Consider the following 18,661-nt stretch of genomic DNA (forward strand, 5'->3'; position numbering starts at 1 on the left):
AAAAAACTATGAAAAAATTTATTATTTTAACCTCTATTTTATTCATTCAACTATCTTTTTCTCAAGACAATAGAGGACAAGATCTAGTTGGCAAAGAATTTGGAGATTTCGTTTTTGAGGATATTAACGGAATCAGCTATAACTTTAAAGAAAACAAAAAGCCCAAAATAGTTGTAGTATCTGCTTCCTGGTGTGGTCCATGTGTATACCTAAAAGAAGCAGTAAATAAGAATGTAGAAAAATATTTTAATCAAATTGACTTTATCTATCTCTTTTGGGATTCTAAAAAAGAATTGGTTAAAATAAAGGATCAATATAATTCAAAAGTTATTTTAATTCCATCAAAAAAAAGAAAAGATGATATTGCATGTATAGAAATAGGAGAATTTGAAAATTGTTTTGGATTCCCCACAGTTTATTCAATAAATACTGAAAATAGAATTCAAAAAATTGAAATAGGAGCAGCTGTAGAAATGAATGATGTACTTGTAAAAGGAGAATTGTATAGTATGTCAATAGAAGAAGCTCATAACCAGAACTATAAAAAAATCGAAAGATTAATCATACAATTGATAAAATAACTATTACCAACAATGCGTAAAATTAATTGCGGCGAACTTCCTCTTCGGTAATTCGCGCAAATTAATTAACTTAGTGTTGTAGCAAAAAATCTTGCTGATTTTCCCGCAAAAAATCATACACAAATACGTTATTATAAAAACCACTAATGAAGAATACAAGAAATTATATATTAAACTCTTATGTGCCTAACTATAACAGGGTCATTTCTTCTCTGTCGACAAATGATTTTGGTTTAGATAAATCGAAAAAAGCTTTTCTGGAATTGTGTGAATCCATAAAAGCTCTGATTGAATATCTGTGTATCGAGAAGGGATCAGAGATAATTAAAGAGTATGGCTTTGAAACAAACAAAAAAGCAAAAAAACTCCACAATCAGTTAATTGACAAACTAAAAGAATCTAATTCTAACATTCATGCCCTATGTAATTTAGCAGATGCATATAAGCACAAGGAAATAGACAGAGCTGGTAGAGTAATCAACTCTACAGATCAACTAGTTGAAATGCCAACCATCGTAAGATTTGAAGATGACTCTGGTTATTATTACAGTTGGATGAAAGTTTTAGAAATTAGAAAAAATAATGGAGTAAGGCTTCTAGCTATTAATGAAATGCTAACATCCTCTCGCCAAGTATTGAGACAATGTATTAAGTTTGGAGTTATTGATAAACTACCTGAATCTGAGCCTTATTGCCCTTTTATTCATCGAGAAGACTGCACTTCGGAATACTTGTATGAGACTTATGAAGGAGAGGATCTTGAAATTGAACACAATGAAGGAATTTTTGATAAAAATGAGAATACGCTAAGAAATGTTTTAGCTAGTGATGAATTCAATGCAGAATTGAATATAAAATTGATTGTCAAACCAAGGATTATTTAACAACTTACAACAAAACCTAAACTGCATTAAAACGCAGTTTAGCCAAAACGTTGCCAACAATTAAAGAAACCCGAACTGAATTGAAAAATCTGAACTTTGAAACGATACTAAAAGATGCGGAAAAATTCGTTCTGACGGAGAATGATTCATACATCCGAACTTATCCAGAATTTCTAAAATACTTTGCTAATATTGACCAAATTGAGGAACATCATTTGGTAATTTCAAGTCATTTTGTTTATGGTTGGATGCCGACAATCATTCAACTAAATCTGGAACAAAAAAATAAAGTACTGTTTTTATTAAACGCTGCGAAAAATGGACACATTTTGAACAAATCAGAATTGGAAATTCTAAAAAACTCGATAAATAATTCACTTGTTGGACTTTCAAAACTGTTGCATTTTATCAACCCAAGAGATTATGCCATTTGGGACAGTCGGATTTTTAGATACTTAACCGAAAAGAAAAGCAGTTACGGAATTGATAAACCCGAAAACTATCTCGAATATTTAAACGGACTTAAAATTATTGCGGAACATATAGATTACGGAAAATTACACTACATTATTGCTCGGAATTTTGATTATGAAATCCATCCGAATAGAGCTATTGAAATCACAATGTTTGAGACTGACAGAAATAGATAACAACGGAATAAAAAGTTTATTGTGAAAACAACAAAAGGAATAGAAAAAATAACTGTGGGCAACAATGTATAACCGCAATTACCGCGGATTCGACTATGTTGGAATCCACCCGGTAATTACTAACACTAGTTTTTTAACAAATTATGTAACTTTAATCCCGTAACAACAGTTATACAAATACATTTTAACACATATACAAAAATGACAGAGAAAGAAAATAGCCAAATTGAAGACTATGGGAACATTGTACTAAAGTTGTTTCTTAAAAATTCGTGGATTCTAATAATTGTATTAGGAACAAGCTTTATGCCCTATCTGATTACCAGAAACTCAATTTTATTATCTCTGGGTACACCTGAAGAAGTAGCAAATATTATAAATGGTTTAACAGCACCCTTTATAGGCTTTACTGTTGCAGTTTTAACTTTCCTTGCTTTTCATATCCAATATAAAGCAAATCAAAAAATTCAAGATCAAGTAAATTTTCAAAGCTTTGAAACTAAATTTTTACACATTTTAGAAAACTTTAGCAGCATTCAATCTCAAATTCAAGAACGGGAAGTAGATTTTCACAAAGCAATTCAAATTTTCGAAAATATTTATCACATTACTTGGCAGGCGAATTTGACTATTCATAATAGGCATGCATTATCTATGGCTGTCTCTATTTTTATGGAAGGCTATACAACAGATATTATGTATGGATTTTCAAAAGAAAAAAAGAAATTATATGAATCAGATCCCCTGTCAAGTAGTTTAGAACGTTTAGACCCAAAAGATGACTTACTTCATGATGCATTCCTCTATTTTAAAAGTGGAAGATACCCGTTAGGATATAAGGAAAAAATATACTTCGATAATATTAAAATTGATCTTTTGGTAAAACTAGGTATGGTGCTTGGCGAAAGTCCAGAAATAAATAAAACAAAGGCTGAAATTACAAAAGGATACAGGAAGGATTTTGAAAGATATTTTAAAGCATTTCATGTTATTGTCAATGAACTTGACAGTTTTACTAATAATCCTAATTTGAAAAGTTATGACGATAAGTTAACTTCATATTATTCTATTTTAGACAGCTATCTTATAGACGAAGAACTAGACTTATTCCTTCTCTATGTTACCGGTTCTGGTAGTTTAGAGTCTAATAAAATCGACTTTTTAAAGAAAACCTTCAATAAAAACGGTCATGAATGTAAAGATGGCACAATAATTAAATACTAAGCCCAACAAAGAACTGAGGTAAAAACCAACAACAATCTATTTAACTTAAGAAAGTTATAATTAATTACGTCTGAATAGCAACTATGTTAATAAGACAATTCTATCATCTCCTGTAGTAATTCCTCAGGAGATAGTTTTTTAGTAAGTCTTTCCAAGTTCTTTTCAGCTTTAGAAACATGACCAAATAAGGAGTGCGATACTCCAATCTTTTTTATAAGATTAATAAAATATTCTAATGCTATTATATTCTGATAGCGAACAAACTGATCAGCGTTTAAGTGTGGCACACCTTGACTTTTAACTACGTTGGAGAAATACTTTGAATACATATTGCAAAGTTCGTTATAATTTGTAGCGATGATTGCTTGATTTTGTAGCATGTTAATAAGTGTTTCCAAATTCAAACTAAATGGTAACTTTACAGCCATAATTATTACTATGTGCTTTACTAAATCAAATACAAAATCAGCAGAAGAAAACGAAAAAAGATTTAAGGCGAGTTTTATTGCACCAGAAATTTATCAGTCATACTACGCAAGATCTGGTTATTCTACTGATTATTTGTATATCATAAAGCAAAACGAAAGTGAAATTATTAACCCAGCATATTGGGGATTACTTCCAGAAAATATAACTATTGATAAGAGGCAAGAATATTTAAGTCAATATCGAACCTATAATGCCAGAGTAGATAAAATACTTAACAATCAAAATAGAGCTGCATATTTTATAAAGAGTCAACGCTGCATAATTCTAGCAGATGGAATATTTGAACCACATTACAGATCAGATATAAGTTATCCTCATTATATAAAATATCACGATCATGGTTTGTTTGCATTAGCAGGAGTTTATACAGAATTAGATGATGGTTTATACACTACTACAATTATAACTAGAGAAGCTAATCCTTATTTTGCAGAGATACACAATAAGAAAAAGCAAGGTACTTTTAGAATGCCTCTAATATTAAATCAGGAGGATGAATCAAATTGGTTATCGAATGATTTAAATACAAGTGATATAACGGAATTATTAAATAGCTTTACTAGTAAAAAGTTCGTTGATTACCCAGTAAGAAAGAGTAGTGGTCACCCTATAAATAATGCTGAAGGAATTCAACCTTTTTTTTACCCCGAACAACAATCGTTGTTTTAATTATTAGTAAAATATTTTTTGGTTTAATAATTAACCAAATAACTTATTGATCGTGTCGGATTCTTCCTTATGATAAAAGTCTTTCAGATAATGTTGAGTGGTTTCAAGTCTTGTATGCCCTAAAAGTTTAGAAATCATTAATAAGCTAACTTCGCTTTTTACAGCGTAGTCAGCAAAGGAGTGTTTTCCCATATGCATCGAAACTCTTTTGTCAATATCACATTGGTTAGCAACAATTTTCAGTGCTCGGTTTAAATTGTTGTTTTTTATGTAGATGTTATATTCAATTTGCTCTTGATCTTTAAATTCGGATTTGTAAAGAGGAGGGAAGACGTAAGTGTTATTTAATCCTTTGTATTTTTCTAGAATAGCTCTAGATTTTGGGTTGAGAGGAATAGTTCTGGTAGCACCTATTCTGTCTTTTACCTTATTCATTGTATAAACAATATTATTCTCTTTAATATTTTTCCATTTTAATAAACACATATCTGTGAAGCGCATACCAGCGGAATAAAAGCAAAATAAGAACATGTCTCTTGCAACATTCATTGCTTTAAATCTTTTCGGGATATCTAAATCGGCAATCTTTTGAATTTCTTCTAAGTTCAAAGACTGTTTAACAGTGTTTTCTTTTTCGATTTTGTAACCACGTGCTAGGTTTTCCTTAATTAAGCCATTTCTGACTGCAGTATTTAAAACCGTTATAATACTTCTTAGGTTTGACGCAATTGTATTTTTCCTGTTATCTCTTTTTAATAACCAGATTTCGTAATCTTTCAAAAATTGATGATTGATATCGGAGAAAGAGATAAAGTTTGAGAACATTTTTAATTTATCTAGATAATGTTGTTTCGTTTTAGCGGTTCTAAACTTTTTTCTCAGCTTGTCTTCATCTATTGTTGATTGGTAGAAATCAATAAATGACTCAGTATTGTACTTGATGTTTGCTTTGTAGATTTGTAATAACCTTTTGGCTGAAATTCCTTTGTTTTCGTAGTATATTTTCTGAACCTTTGTTTTTAAAGTATTTAGTTTGGCATTTAATTGTTCTTCTAAAGTATGTTTTTTAACAAGCTCTTTGTTGGAATCCCATTGTGTTTTTTTAATGGAAACTCCTGTATCGATATATTGAGTGTCTTTATTAGAGGTTGAAACCTTCAGTCTTAAAGCTTGAGTTCCGTTTTTCTTTACATAAGTATTAATTTGAAGGCTAAAAATCATTTGTTCTCTTTTTGTTCTCTATTTGTTCTCTTTTAAGTCAAATATAATTAAAAATAAATGATTATAAATTATAAAGCCCGCTAGTTAAATAGTGGGCTTTCGTTGAGTATACTATGTTTTCTGAGTTTACATCTCCATCGAGTGATAAACTTGATTTACGTCATCGTCTTCTTCTAAACGTTCTAAAAGTTTTTCAACATCTGCTTGTTGTTCTTCACTAAGTTTATTAGTAGTTGTAGGAATTCTTTCAAATTCAGAAGAAACAATTTCAATATTGTTTTCTTCTAAGTATCCTTGAATTGCACCAAACTGTCCAAACGGAGCATATAACATAATACTGTTATCTTCTTCGTCTGCAAAAACTTCTTCAACTTCAAAGTCAATCATCTCCATTTCGAATTCTTCTAAATCCATTCCTAAAGATTCTTCTTTTACCTTAAAGTTTACTACATGATCAAACATAAATACAACCGATCCAGAAGTTCCTAAGTTTCCATTACATTTATTGAAAGCAGCTCTTACATTAGCAACTGTTCTGTTGTTATTGTTTGTTGCAGTTTCTACTACAACTGCAATTCCATGAGGAGCGTATCCCTCAAATAAAACTTCTTTATAGTTTGCAGTATCTTTATCGGATGCTTTTTTAATTGCACGAGCTACGTTATCCTTAGGCATGTTTGCAGCCTTGGCATTTTGGATGACAACACGTAAACGAGAATTGGTTTCAGGATTTGGTCCGCCTTCTTTTACAGCCATAACTATGTCTTTACCAATTCTGGTAAAAGTTTTCGCCATTGCAGACCAACGTTTCATCTTTCTTGCTTTCCTAAATTCAAATGCTCTTCCCATTTCCTGATATTATATTTTATAAAAAATTCTTGTAAAAATAATTAAACTTGAATAACTCCCAAATTAAATGGCTTTTCAATTGGAGCATGGTTTGCTGCTTCAATTCCCATTGAAATCCATTTTCTTGTATCTAACGGATTAATAACAGCATCTGTCCAAATTCTAGCGGCGGCATAATACGGAGAAATTTGTTCGTCGTATCTAGATTTAATTTTGTCAAATAATTCTTCTTCTTTGTCTTTAGTAATTTCTTCACCTTTTTTCTTCAAGGCCGCAGTTTCTATTTGTAATAAAACTTTTGCAGCAGAAGCACCGCTCATAACAGCTAATTCAGCGCTTGGCCAAGCTGCGATTAATCTTGGGTCATATGCTTTTCCACACATGGCATAGTTTCCTGCTCCGTATGAATTACCAATGATAATAGTGAACTTAGGAACGACTGAATTACTAACAGCATTTACCATTTTAGCTCCGTCTTTAATAATTCCGCCATGTTCAGACTTGCTTCCTACCATAAACCCAGTAACATCTTGTAGGAATACTAAAGGAATTTTTTTCTGATTACAGTTTGCAATAAAACGAGTTGCTTTGTCAGCAGAATCCGAATAAATTACACCACCAAATTGCATTTCACTAGGCTTTGTTTTTGCACCTTTTGATTTTACAATTTTTCTTTGGTTCGCTACAATACCAACTGCCCAACCATCAATTCTTGCATAACCTGTAATAATGGTTTGTCCGTATCCAGCTTTATATTCATCAAATTCAGAATGATCAACCAAGCGCTCTATAATTTCCATCATGTCATATTGTTCATGACGTGCTTTTGGTAAAATTCCAAAAATCTCATCTTGATCTTTCAAAGGAGCTTTGCTTTCTGATCTGTTGTAACCAGCCTTTTCAAAATCTCCAATCTTATCCATCACATTTTTAATTCGATCTAAAGCGTCTTTATCATCTTTAGCTTTGTAATCGGTAACCCCAGAAATTTCACAATGTGTTGTTGCTCCACCTAAAGTTTCATTATCGATAGCTTCTCCAATTGCAGCTTTTACCAAATAACTTCCTGCTAAAAATATACTCCCAGTTTTATCTACTATTAAGGCTTCATCACTCATGATTGGTAGATATGCTCCACCAGCAACGCAACTTCCCATTACAGCAGCAATTTGTGTAATTCCCATACCACTCATTACGGCATTATTTCTGAAAATACGACCAAAGTGTTCTTTATCTGGGAAAATCTCATCTTGCATTGGTAAATATACACCAGCAGAATCTACTAAATAAATAATTGGTAATTTGTTTTCAATAGCGATTTCTTGAGCTCTTAAGTTCTTTTTTCCAGTTATTGGGAACCAAGCTCCCGCTTTTACGGTTGCATCATTTGCAACTACAATGCACTGTTTTCCCTTTACATAGCCAATTTTAATTACTACTCCACCAGAAGGACATCCACCGTGTTCTTTATACATTCCTTCACCAGCAAAAGCTCCAATTTCAATAGAGTCAGAGTCGTTATCAAGTAAGTAATCAATTCGCTCTCTTGCAGTTAGTTTTCCTTTTTCATGATGTTTTTGAATTCTTTTTTCTCCTCCTCCTAATTTTATTTTGGCTAAACGCTGTTTTAAATCCGAAGCCAACAACTTGTTGTGGTCTTCGTTTTTATTGAAGTTAATGTCCATAGATCTTTGTTTGTTTGCGAGTGCTAAAATAAGAAAATAGCAATACAATTCAATGTAATTAATTGTACGATTCGATGATGGTTTTTACCGTATTTTCAATTTCTTTATAACGTTTTTTTTTGTCTAGTATCCAAGGTTCTGATACACGCTCTTTACAGTCTGTTACGGAACACGATTCGCAGGTTACACCAACCACGTTTTTCTTAAAAGTATCTTCCTTGAAAAACTTTATTTTCCGTTTTAAGTGTGGCGATAAGAGCATCCCAATACTGATACTACGGTATATGTCTTTTTTAAAGGGATCTTTATTGGCAGAAGACAATACTAAATATTCATTGTTAGAGTTTTCATAAGACGAAATCTGTATTCCAGATGAAGATTTCTTTTGTTCTGAATATTCAAAGTCTTGAATGGTTTTAATGGACACCCATCTTCGGCAATAATGCTCTTGATTTCGATTCGCATGAGGCGCTTGCTGTTGGGTAATGTGTAATTCTTTACTTAAGCGATATTTTGGAGAATCTTTTTTATGTGTAAAACGTAAAAAGAATAAGTTTTTTATATTAAAAGCTGTAGGTAAAATATTCGTTAATCGTTGGTAGAAAGTTTCATCAGAACAATTGTAACTCGTTAGTATCTTATGAAGTCTAAGTGGATTCCAATCTTCTTTGTTGAATAATTCCTTTAGTTGATTGATTAATTGTTGTTTCGGTATGATTAGAGCTCCAGCGAAATAAGATGCAATGAAATTATTTAATACTTGATCAAAGCTTTCAAATTTAATCCAAGGAAACGTGTATAAACGATCTTCAATTTTTAAAAAATTATACGCTATTTCTTTGGCATAAATAAACGTTTTCTGTGCTTCCGAAATTTCTTTACTCAATAAAAGTGTATTTTTTTTTGGAATATAAATATTTCTTAATTCAGTTAATTTGATGTGTTTTGTTAATTCTTCATTATCAAAATTGTAATCAAATTCTTCGGTTAATATTTCTTTTAAATCTTCAGAAGTGATTTTTTTATTAAGATTGATATGATAAGCTTTTGCAAATTTTTCAACTCTTTCTTCAATATCTTCAAAATAATTATTGTGTGCTTCTTGATAAGAACGTAATGAAGCTAGGAAAAAACTTTCTCTAGTAAGATTGTAGTTTTGTGATATTTTAATTATCGTACTAATAAATGCGTTTACTTTAGCTGGTGCATTCGCAATAATATCAATTAAGTTATTTTCCTTTATACCGAAAAGATCAAGTGGAATTTCTTTTAAAATCTTAGATTGTAAAATCTCACCAATTGGAGCGAGGTTTTTATCTAGTTTCAAAGAGACCAAATGGTCATATGGAACTTCAAGACTTTCTGCTAAAATGGCAATTTTATCCGTTTTTGGATATTTTTTTCCCTTTTCTATCTCATTTAAATAAGATTTTGATAATCCTGTCAGTTTTCCTAAACCAAAAAGAGAGAGCTTTTTCTCTGTTCTAATTTGCTTCAATTTTAGCCCAAAAATAAGGCGAATATATTGTTCTTCTAGTAACATAAGTTCAAAGTTATGAATATTAGCGAACTTATAAAAATTGAATTTTTAATAAAAATAGCGAACGTTCGCTTGCAGAGTTCAAAAATATTTCATAACATTGTAGTGTAATTATTTAAAAAAGATAAAATGGAAATTAAAGCAATTCTAAATGATATTCAATTTAACGGGTTTGAAGTAGAGTCTTACCAGTCAATTTTAACGCCAGAGGCGAAAGCTTTTTTAATAGAGTTACATGTCAAGTTTAACAATAAACGCTTAAAGTTGCTTGAGGAAAGGGTAAGGATGCAAGAGTATTTTGATGAAGGAAATTATCCTTCTTTTCCAAAAGAAACAGAATCTATAAGAAATTCAGATTGGGTATGTAAACCATTGCCTAAAGATTTATTAGATAGAAGGGTAGAAATTACTGGTCCTGTAAATAGGAAGATGGTAATTAATGCTTTGAATTCAGGAGCGAAAACATTTATGGCAGATTTTGAGGATAGTAATTCTCCTACAATTTCGAATATTTTAAATGGTCAACAAAATTTATTTGACGCAAACACGAAAACGATTTCGTTTTATAATGATATAAAGGATAAAACATATAACTTAAATGATGAAACAGCTGTTTTGTTGGTTAGACCTAGGGGTTTACACTTAAATGAAAGACATTTTGTGTTAGATGGAGAAGAAATGTCAGGATCATTAGTAGATTTTGGATTATACTTCTTCCATAACATTAAAGTGTTGTTAGAGCAAGGAACAGCAACATATTTTTATTTGCCAAAATTAGAGCATTATTTAGAAGCAAGATGGTGGAATGAGGTTTTTGTTTTTGCTCAAGAATATTTAGGCATTGCTCAAGATACAATTAAAGCTACTGTACTTATTGAGACAATAACAGCTAGTTTTCAATTAGACGAAATTATTTATGAATTAAAAGATCATATGGCGGGTCTTAATTGCGGGAGATGGGATTACATTTTCTCCTACATTAAAAAGTTTAGAAATCATGAAGGGTTTTTAGTGCCGAACCGTGCACAAGTAACAATGAGCTCGCCATTTATGAAAGCATATTCTCAAAGAGTAGTTCAACGTTGTCATGTTCGTCGTGTACACGCAATGGGAGGAATGGCTGCTCAAATTCCAGTTAAAAATGACGAAGAAGCGAATAAAGCAGCTTATGCTAAAGTAGAAGGTGATAAGTTACAAGAAGTTAAAAATGGTCACGACGGAACTTGGGTTGCACATCCCGGATTGGTTAAGGTTGCAATGGATGTTTTTAATGAGCATATGCCAACTTCAAATCAAATTGGTAATAAGCGAGAAGATTTAATAGTTACAGAAGAAGAATTGGTTGAAATGCCTATTGGAACTGTTACAGAAACTGGTATTCGTGAAAATATTAATGTTGGAATTCTTTACATTGAAAGTTGGTTAGCTGGAAATGGAGCAGCAGCCTTATATAATTTAATGGAAGATGCTGCTACGGCAGAGATTTCTAGAACTCAAATTTGGCAATGGTTACACAAAGGTGTAAGCTTAGAAAGTGAAGATGAATTTGATGTTGAAATGTATCAAAAATTAAAAATTCAGGAGATTGAAAAGATTAAAGAAATGGTAGGAGAAGAATCATTTAAAACGAGAAGATTTGATTTAGCGATTCAATTATTTGATGATTTAGTCTTGTCAGAAGATTTTGAAGAGTTTTTAACACTTCCAGCTTATCAATACATTTAAAATTTAAAACAAAAAATGCCCCAAAATGCGGCAACATTTAAAGGGCAAGTCATTATTATAAACAACTTATTTTAGAAATACAATATTATGAAAAATTTACCACAAGGAAGTTACAATTCTGCATTAGAAACGGTAAGAAACTTAAAAGAAAAGTTCGGTAAATCATGGAACGCTATTAGTCCAGAAAGTGCTGCTAGAATGGCGACACAAAACCGTTTTAGAACTGGTTTAGATATTGCGAAATATACAGCCTCAATCATGAGAAAAGATATGGCAGATTATGATGCTGATTCTTCTCAGTACACTCAGTCCTTAGGATGCTGGCATGGATTTGTCGCTCAACAAAAGATGATTGCGGTTAAAAAACATAATAAAACTACAGATAAAAAATATTTATACTTATCAGGTTGGATGGTAGCGGCATTACGTTCTGAATTTGGACCATTACCAGATCAGTCTATGCACGAGAAAACAGCAGTTGCAGGGTTAATTGAAGAGATTTACGATTTTTTGCGTCAAGCAGATGCTATTGAATTAAATGATTTATTCAGAAGGTTAGAGGCTGGAGAAGATGTGCAAGGTCAAATCGATAATTTCGAAACACATATTGTTCCGATTATTGCAGATATCGATGCAGGTTTTGGAAACGAAGAAGCTACCTATTTATTAGCTAAAAAAATGATCCAAGCTGGTGCTTGTGCAATTCAAATTGAAAATCAAGTATCAGATGCAAAGCAATGTGGACACCAAGATGGTAAGGTAACTGTTCCACATGAAGATTTTATTGCAAAGTTAAATGCTGTTCGTTATGCATTCTTAGAATTAGGAGTTGAAGATGGAGTTATTGTTGCAAGAACGGATTCAGAAGGAGCTGGATTAACTCAAAAATTACCTGTCAGTCAAGAGCCGGGAGATTTAGCTTCTCAGTATTTAGATTTCGTTGAATGTGAGGAGGTATCTTTAAATGAGGTTACAAATAACGAGGTGTTATTAAAGAGAGATGGGAAATTAGTTCGTCCGGTAAGATTAGCTAATGGTTTATATAAATTCAGAGAAGGAACAAATATCGATAGGGTTGTTTTAGATTGTGTTACAAGTTTACAAAATGGAGCTGATTTATTATGGATTGAAACACCAACTCCGCATGTTGGTCAAATTGCTGCAATGGTAAACAGAATTAGAGAAGTAGTACCGAATGCTAAATTGGTTTACAACAATTCACCATCGTTTAACTGGACTTTAAATTTCCGTTCGCAAGTGTATGATGCGATGGTTGAGGCCGGAGAAGATGTATCGGGTTATGAAAGAGAGAATTTAATGGATGCTAAATATGATGGTTCTGTATTGTGTAATAGAGCCGATGAGAAAATTAGAACTTTTCAATTGGATGGAGCAAGAGAAGCGGGGATTTTCCACCACTTAATTACATTGCCAACATACCATACAACTGCACTTCATATGAATGATTTAGCAGAAGGATATTTTGGTGAGAAAGGGATGTTAGCTTATGTTGAAGGAGTGCAGCGTCAAGAAATTAGAAAAGGAGTTTCCTGTGTAAAGCACCAAAGAATGGCTGGATCTGATCTTGGAGATGATCATAAAACATTCTTTTCAGGTGACAATGCTTTAAAGGCTGGCGGGGCAAAAAATACATCTAACCAGTTTGATTCTAAAGCAACAGAAGAAAAACTGGCAACAGTAACAGTGTAAAATACTAAAACTTTAAAACTTTAAAAGTTTTAGTCAATTATTTGTTTACATATATTTCTAGTTTGAAGTAAAAACCACTTTTGTTTAAAAGTGGTTTTATTTTTTTAGAAAATTGTTGTAACATTTTATGACCATGAGCTACATATTATTTGTTGAATAATTATTGTAATAATTTTTTTTTAACGAAATTGCTAACTTTAAAAATTGTACAACTATAAAAAACGCACAAAAAATGTCTGATGATTTTGATTTATTAGAAACAAATTCTAACGAGAAAACTGAAAAAGTTGATGTTAATTGGGGGAAAGCTATCGATAGCATGAAATCTAAATTAGCACAAGAAGACGATCCTCAGGTGAGACAGAAAATCTTAAACGCTACATTAGACGATGTTGTAAATATGGCAGAAAAAGATAGAACTACTCTTTTGGATGCTATTAAAGATTTAACGGATTATCAAGATGAAGTTGGGATTATTTTTGAAAAATTCTCCTCGTTAAATGCTGATGAACAAAAAATTATTGACGATGCACAAAAAGCTTTAGAAAGAGCTAAGATAGAATTAGAAGATGCTCAAAATAAACCAGACACTTGGTGGAATAATCTTTGGGGAAGAAAGAGTAAAATTGTTAAAGCGGAACAGGAATTAAAAGAAGCAGAGAAGATTCGTTCAGGCGCAGATAACAGAGCTAAGGCGATGTTTCAGGAGCGAATTGAAAGCGCCGATGTGCAAACTTTACTTTCTGAATTATCATTTAAATCTCAAGCAGCTGTTACACGTTTAAAAGAACGTGAAGTCGAAATTAAAGAAGTTGAAGATAAGTTACAAGTTGCTATTGTGGAAGCGACAAAGAATCACACAAAAGCACTTGAAAAGAAGAAAGAAGTTGAAGGGCAATTAGAAGAGCAATATGCATTATTGAAACAAGCTCGTCAAGAGTTAGAAGAAATTGCTGATAAACAGTCAACTGAATACGCTCAAGCTATTGGTAAGGTCACTAAGTTAGAACAAAAAGTAGAAGAACTTGAGGGACTTAAAAATGCGTACACCACATTAGCAGCTAGTAAAGACAGTTTCGTTCACAAGCACAACTTAACAATTAAAGTGTTAACATCATTACGTAGTAATTTACAAACACATAGAGCAAAATTGAAGTCAGATACAGAAGAGCGTTTAAAGTACTACGATGGATATATTGTAGCGTTAAAAGCAAGAACAGATCAAGAATTTGCCGCTATTTTAGAACATTTAGGTGTTAAAACAGATGAGCATATTGGTGAAACTTTAGCAGCAATGCATACTGCAAGCGCAAAAGCTCGTCAGGAAATGATGGATAACATTCCAGTTCATGAAAAAGTTATGCAAGGAGTATATAGTTCTTATGCTGAAGCTTTACAAGAAATTCGAAATAAGGATTCTGAAATTCAAAAGAATTTTGCTGATCGTTATGGTATCGATATGAAAGAATTGTTTGAGGATTATTATAAAGCAGATGCAAATGCTCCAACTGGTGATGATACACCATCAAATGATCCAGAAACAGAGACTAATGATGATGACTTGTTATCATAACTATAAAATGAAATATGTTAGAGGCGGTAAATTTTACCGTCTTTTTAATCTGTAGAAAAAAGAACTTTTAGTACGAATAATTTAAAATGATTGTCACTCCATTAGATTCTGCTGTATTAGATTCAAAAGAACAATATGTGTTTTATCATAAAATGGTAGATTTTGTTCTTAAAGAATTGATAGTTAATATTCAAAGACAAAACCTATGCAGTAGTCAAGAGCTCGTTATTTTTAAGCAGTTCACTGATTTATTATTGTATTCAATAGAGGCAATGCGTGTAAAATACATGTATGATGAAGATGATAATATGAAAATTGATTTAACAGAATCTGGGTTCCCAAATTATTTAGAGTTTAGGTATTTGTATAATGATTTGGAGCTTAAAAAAGAGTATGCTAGTAAGTTGGAGAATGTTGAGGATTTAAAAAAAGAATTTTTGGACTCTTTGCTGAGGAAAAAGCAAAAAATAAAACGAAGAAGATTATTCCAAGCTGCTTCGGTAGTTTATTATAATTCAGTGAAACAACAATATATTTTCAATCGATTTGTTCAAGGGAAAATTTTAAAAGCCCCTGAAAATAGTCCAGCTGAATTTTTAACAAGTTGGAGTTTTTATGACGTTTCCGATAACAGACCGTATGTTTGCTTTATGTATTTCAATTACGACGGAAAACGAATTGAAGATTATAAAGACAAATTGTATGCAGTTCTTCGTGAAAGTGGAGACCGTAATATGGCCTTAGATACACTAGCTCATAATATCGATAGAAAATTGCCAGATGTACATCCTAAGTACATTAAAAGAATCGATTTAGGTCCGTTACACAATGTATTCGCCAAAGATGAAAATCAAATAACACACTCAATACTTGAAGGGATTGCGAAGAAGGAAATTCCGTTGGAATCTTATGCGTTATCCTTTAAGACAGATGAAGTTTTTTCTGGAGGTACTTTCAAAGAAGGTGGTTTCTTTTCAAAGCAAATTTTACAAAAGTGGAATGACGTTGAACACAGGAAATATGTATTTGCACCTCATAGAATTATTCAAATGTTATATAACAAAACACCTGAGGTTTTAAATAAACTCGCTAAAGAGCCAATTCAAACATCAGATTTAAAAATTGAAATGTAATTTGATAAAGGTGAAAAATTTTTTACTTTTCTTTCTTTCTGTTATTCTGATCAGTTGTAATTCTAATGAATCTGGAAATTCTAAAATAGCAACTGATGCTAAAAAAGTTCAAATAGACTTTTTAAAAACAAAAATAGCGATGCCCGATGGTTATGTTGAGGTTTCTCTAGATGATTTTAAAAAGAAACTTAGTAATGTACAAGGTGATCATTTTTTCAAGGCTTTAACAAAAGAAAAAATCTTGAACTTAGAATCTACATTACAGAAATTTAAGATTTTAATTGATAAAGACAACGTTGAAAATGTTATTTGGGTATTTCTTGGTAAATGTATAAGCCTTAATAAAGAGCTTGCTAAATGATTTTCAATTCAACATAAACAGGAATTTAATGATAGATATGCCCAATTAGGATACACCTATACTCAAACAGATAGTAAATTTCTTACTGCTAGAAAATTTAGCGCTATTAAGATAAAATCGATTGTTGAGAAATTCGGAAATAAAAAATATCAAACCGAATACATTATTAGCTTAAATAAAAAGACTTTTGGAGTTTTTATAAGTAATTACAAGGACATTAATTTCGACAATTATATAAGGTTAATTTAAAAGATTGCAATTAAAAAACTATGGAACACAATTCAACATTTCCAATAAAGAAGAATGAATTAGATATGCTTCGTGACGAAGCCAGTGGATATTTAAAAAGCATCCAATGGGAACAAAGTCAACGAGCAAAGAATAAAGATAAAGATGCTAAAGATGAATCAATTTTATTGTTTTTGTCGAAAGCAAAAGGAGGTAGTGCTTCTGAGTTAACTTCAGTTTCAAAAACAATTTTGGCGTTAAAGAAAAGGTTATTACCTGATTCTGTTGCACTTCCTATGTTTTTGAACCAAACTTTATATGCGGTTCAAGAGGGGTTAACTTTAGGAATTTGGATTAAAGATAGTTATAATGATGCATCAGGATTATCGAGTTTAGCAGAGAAGAGGTCTGCTTTAGATACTTCAGGAAAAAGAGAGTTTGAAAGTAAAATGCAAACAGCAACTGCTTTCCAATTGTTTGCTTCATCGTATAAAATTTTACACGATTTAAAGCCCCACGCTTCTGATGATTTATCTGTAATGAAGCAGAAATTTGCAGGAATTCCAGAAGTGTCGTTTTTCTCACCGCTAAAAGGAATTTCATGTTGTCTTTTTTATTATGATAAGTATTTATCACATCCAGATATTATTGGTTCTGATAAAGATGTTATTGACTTTACAGTAGTGTATTTTGAAGCTTTAATGGATGAAATTTCTCTAAGAAAAAGTAGCTTAGAGTACACAGAAACAATTACCGATAGAACGTATAAACTAGAAAATTCAGATTTTGCTGTTTCAGGCTGGGAAAACACATTTAGTGGAACAGCGAAAAGTGTTGAGTTTAACAAAATTCAGTTTGAGCAAATAGTAGGTAATAAAGATGCAAAACATTTTGCTCGTCGTTTAACAGAACGTTTGTTGAGTTACGATTTCGATGCTCAAAGGAATCCGTTTCAAGAGTTAGGAGGATTTATGCCTGTTTTTATGGGATATGGAATTCCAGGGACAGGAAAAAGTATGTTGATCGCGGGAATTGCAACTCGATTAAAGGAGCATTCAGATAATTTAGATATTCCGTTTCTATTCCATCCAATGCCCGACACCTTAATTTCTACCTTCCAAGGTGGATCAGCTGAGAAAATGGTAGAATGGATGAAACCAATGCAAGATCCTACGAAGTTAATTTTTGCACCAATTGATGATGCAGAAAATAACTTACAAGAACGAACAGCACAAGGAGTTTCTGCTGGAGTTAAAGAAGTAATTGGAGTTTTTTTACGTTACACTGAAGGTGCTTACGCAGTTAATTATGGAAATAGTTCAATAGGATTATTTACAAATCTACCAGAAATGTTAGATAAAGCAGTTATTTCACGTGTACAAGGTCGATTTAAAATTGATGGAGCACGAACAGAAAATGACTTTTTAGATCAAGATTACATCTGGTGGCGAAAGTTTGAAAAAACAATGCCTGAGTTTGTGAATATGTCCAATCCATCAAGTTATAACTTCTTAGGAGATCAAGGATTTGTAAAAAGTATGGGAGATGTATTAAATAGTATCGAAAAACCTACAGAAGAACGGGTTCATGAGGTATATGACAAAGTAGAACACCAATATAAAACGAACGAGCATATGTTCTTTGCAAGTTTGTATAAAGAAATTCAAAAGATTTTTCCATTTTTTTCTTCTAGGGATGTTCGAAATATTCAGTCGGCGATTTCATTACGTTTAACCGATTTTGATTTAGAACGAGATTGGTTTGAAAATCCAGAAAGTTATTTCAAGAAGGATTACGAAACGAAGTTTAATATGCTTCAAGAGTTAATGAAAACAAATATGAAAGGATTAGACTTTTCTGAAATCAGAAGACAAGAAGTTGTTCGTTATTTAGATAATGTTGCCACAATAGCTGATACCGATTTTAAAAGGAAAGTTGATGCGCGTATCAACCAAATGAAAATTGAAATAGAAGCACGTAAGAAATTTGAGTAAAGCTGATTTCTTTCTAAATGAATTACTTGTTATGATATCGTGATTTTTATTTCGATTATTATCGTTTGAAATCTATTAATCAAATTTACGTACTATTTTATCAAAACCTAATATCATTTAATCAGGATATTGTTCATTGTTTGAA

General features: G+C 31.8%; 16 protein-coding genes. 11 read left to right on the forward strand and 5 right to left on the reverse strand.

Annotation, left to right across the window (positions count from 1 at the left end; translation table 11 throughout):
• Positions 1-8 precede the first annotated feature (8 nt).
• The 4 genes from BTO06_RS04205 (at position 9) to BTO06_RS04220 (ending at position 3,339) form a co-directional block, all read left to right on the forward strand.
• The gene (locus BTO06_RS04205) at positions 9-581 is read left to right on the forward strand and encodes a TlpA family protein disulfide reductase (RefSeq protein ID WP_100924105.1); all 573 of its coding nucleotides are present in this window, start codon (positions 9-11) and stop codon (positions 579-581) included.
• A 146-nt stretch (positions 582-727) separates the two neighbouring features.
• Positions 728-1,465 (forward strand): hypothetical protein, encoded by a 738-nt coding sequence (locus tag BTO06_RS04210; protein WP_100924106.1) that lies wholly within the window; start codon positions 728-730, stop codon positions 1,463-1,465.
• 80 nt (positions 1,466-1,545) lie between these two features.
• Positions 1,546-2,115 carry a hypothetical protein gene (locus BTO06_RS04215; RefSeq protein ID WP_100926706.1) on the forward strand — a complete coding sequence of 190 codons (570 nt, stop codon included), beginning with the start codon at positions 1,546-1,548 and terminating at the stop codon, positions 2,113-2,115.
• Positions 2,116-2,316: 201 nt separating this feature from the next.
• Positions 2,317-3,339 carry a hypothetical protein gene (locus BTO06_RS04220; protein WP_100924107.1) on the forward strand — a complete coding sequence of 341 codons (1,023 nt, stop codon included), beginning with the start codon at positions 2,317-2,319 and terminating at the stop codon, positions 3,337-3,339.
• A gap of 86 nt (positions 3,340-3,425) precedes the next feature.
• Here BTO06_RS04220 and BTO06_RS04225 read toward each other — a convergent pair whose 3' ends face one another.
• Positions 3,426-3,719, reverse strand: a complete 294-nt coding sequence (locus tag BTO06_RS04225; protein WP_100924108.1) for a hypothetical protein — start codon at positions 3,717-3,719, stop codon at positions 3,426-3,428.
• 58 nt (positions 3,720-3,777) lie between these two features.
• Here BTO06_RS04225 and BTO06_RS04230 point away from each other — a divergent pair, with 58 nt between their 5' ends.
• The gene (locus tag BTO06_RS04230; RefSeq protein ID WP_157811731.1) at positions 3,778-4,497 is read left to right on the forward strand and encodes an SOS response-associated peptidase; all 720 of its coding nucleotides are present in this window, start codon (positions 3,778-3,780) and stop codon (positions 4,495-4,497) included.
• Positions 4,498-4,527: 30 nt separating this feature from the next.
• Here the strand turns inward: BTO06_RS04230 and BTO06_RS04235 are convergent, their stop codons facing one another.
• From BTO06_RS04235 to BTO06_RS04250, 4 genes are all read right to left on the reverse strand, one after another.
• Positions 4,528-5,718, reverse strand: coding sequence for a site-specific integrase (locus BTO06_RS04235; RefSeq protein ID WP_100924110.1), 1,191 nt, complete (start codon positions 5,716-5,718; stop codon positions 4,528-4,530).
• 126 nt (positions 5,719-5,844) lie between these two features.
• A complete protein-coding gene (locus BTO06_RS04240; protein WP_100924111.1) occupies positions 5,845-6,567 on the reverse strand; it encodes a YebC/PmpR family DNA-binding transcriptional regulator in 723 nt (240 codons plus the stop codon).
• Between the two features lie 41 nt (positions 6,568-6,608).
• Positions 6,609-8,252, reverse strand: coding sequence for an acyl-CoA carboxylase subunit beta (locus tag BTO06_RS04245; protein WP_100924112.1), 1,644 nt, complete (start codon positions 8,250-8,252; stop codon positions 6,609-6,611).
• Between the two features lie 58 nt (positions 8,253-8,310).
• Positions 8,311-9,795: a helix-turn-helix domain-containing protein gene (locus BTO06_RS04250; protein ID WP_100924113.1), complete on the reverse strand. Its 1,485-nt coding sequence runs from the start codon at positions 9,793-9,795 to the stop codon at positions 8,311-8,313.
• 126 nt (positions 9,796-9,921) lie between these two features.
• On the opposite strand from BTO06_RS04250, the gene aceB reads away from it, so the two are divergent.
• From aceB to BTO06_RS04280, 6 genes are all read left to right on the forward strand, one after another.
• Complete coding sequence (gene aceB / locus BTO06_RS04255) at positions 9,922-11,517, forward strand: malate synthase A (protein WP_100924114.1); 1,596 nt, start codon at positions 9,922-9,924, stop codon at positions 11,515-11,517.
• Between the two features lie 87 nt (positions 11,518-11,604).
• A complete protein-coding gene (locus tag BTO06_RS04260) occupies positions 11,605-13,227 on the forward strand; it encodes an isocitrate lyase (protein WP_100924115.1) in 1,623 nt (540 codons plus the stop codon).
• A 232-nt stretch (positions 13,228-13,459) separates the two neighbouring features.
• Positions 13,460-14,800, forward strand: coding sequence for a coiled-coil domain-containing protein (locus BTO06_RS04265; RefSeq protein WP_100924116.1), 1,341 nt, complete (start codon positions 13,460-13,462; stop codon positions 14,798-14,800).
• A gap of 86 nt (positions 14,801-14,886) precedes the next feature.
• On the forward strand, positions 14,887-15,933 hold the full coding sequence (locus BTO06_RS04270) for a hypothetical protein (protein ID WP_100924117.1): 1,047 nt from the start codon (positions 14,887-14,889) through the stop codon (positions 15,931-15,933).
• A 10-nt stretch (positions 15,934-15,943) separates the two neighbouring features.
• The gene (locus tag BTO06_RS04275) at positions 15,944-16,294 is read left to right on the forward strand and encodes a hypothetical protein (protein WP_157811732.1); all 351 of its coding nucleotides are present in this window, start codon (positions 15,944-15,946) and stop codon (positions 16,292-16,294) included.
• Positions 16,295-16,563: 269 nt separating this feature from the next.
• The gene (locus BTO06_RS04280; protein WP_100924119.1) at positions 16,564-18,516 is read left to right on the forward strand and encodes an AAA family ATPase; all 1,953 of its coding nucleotides are present in this window, start codon (positions 16,564-16,566) and stop codon (positions 18,514-18,516) included.
• Positions 18,517-18,661: the final 145 nt, after the last annotated feature.

This window comes from Tenacibaculum sp. SZ-18, from assembly GCF_002813915.1.
Classification (GTDB): domain Bacteria; phylum Bacteroidota; class Bacteroidia; order Flavobacteriales; family Flavobacteriaceae; genus Polaribacter.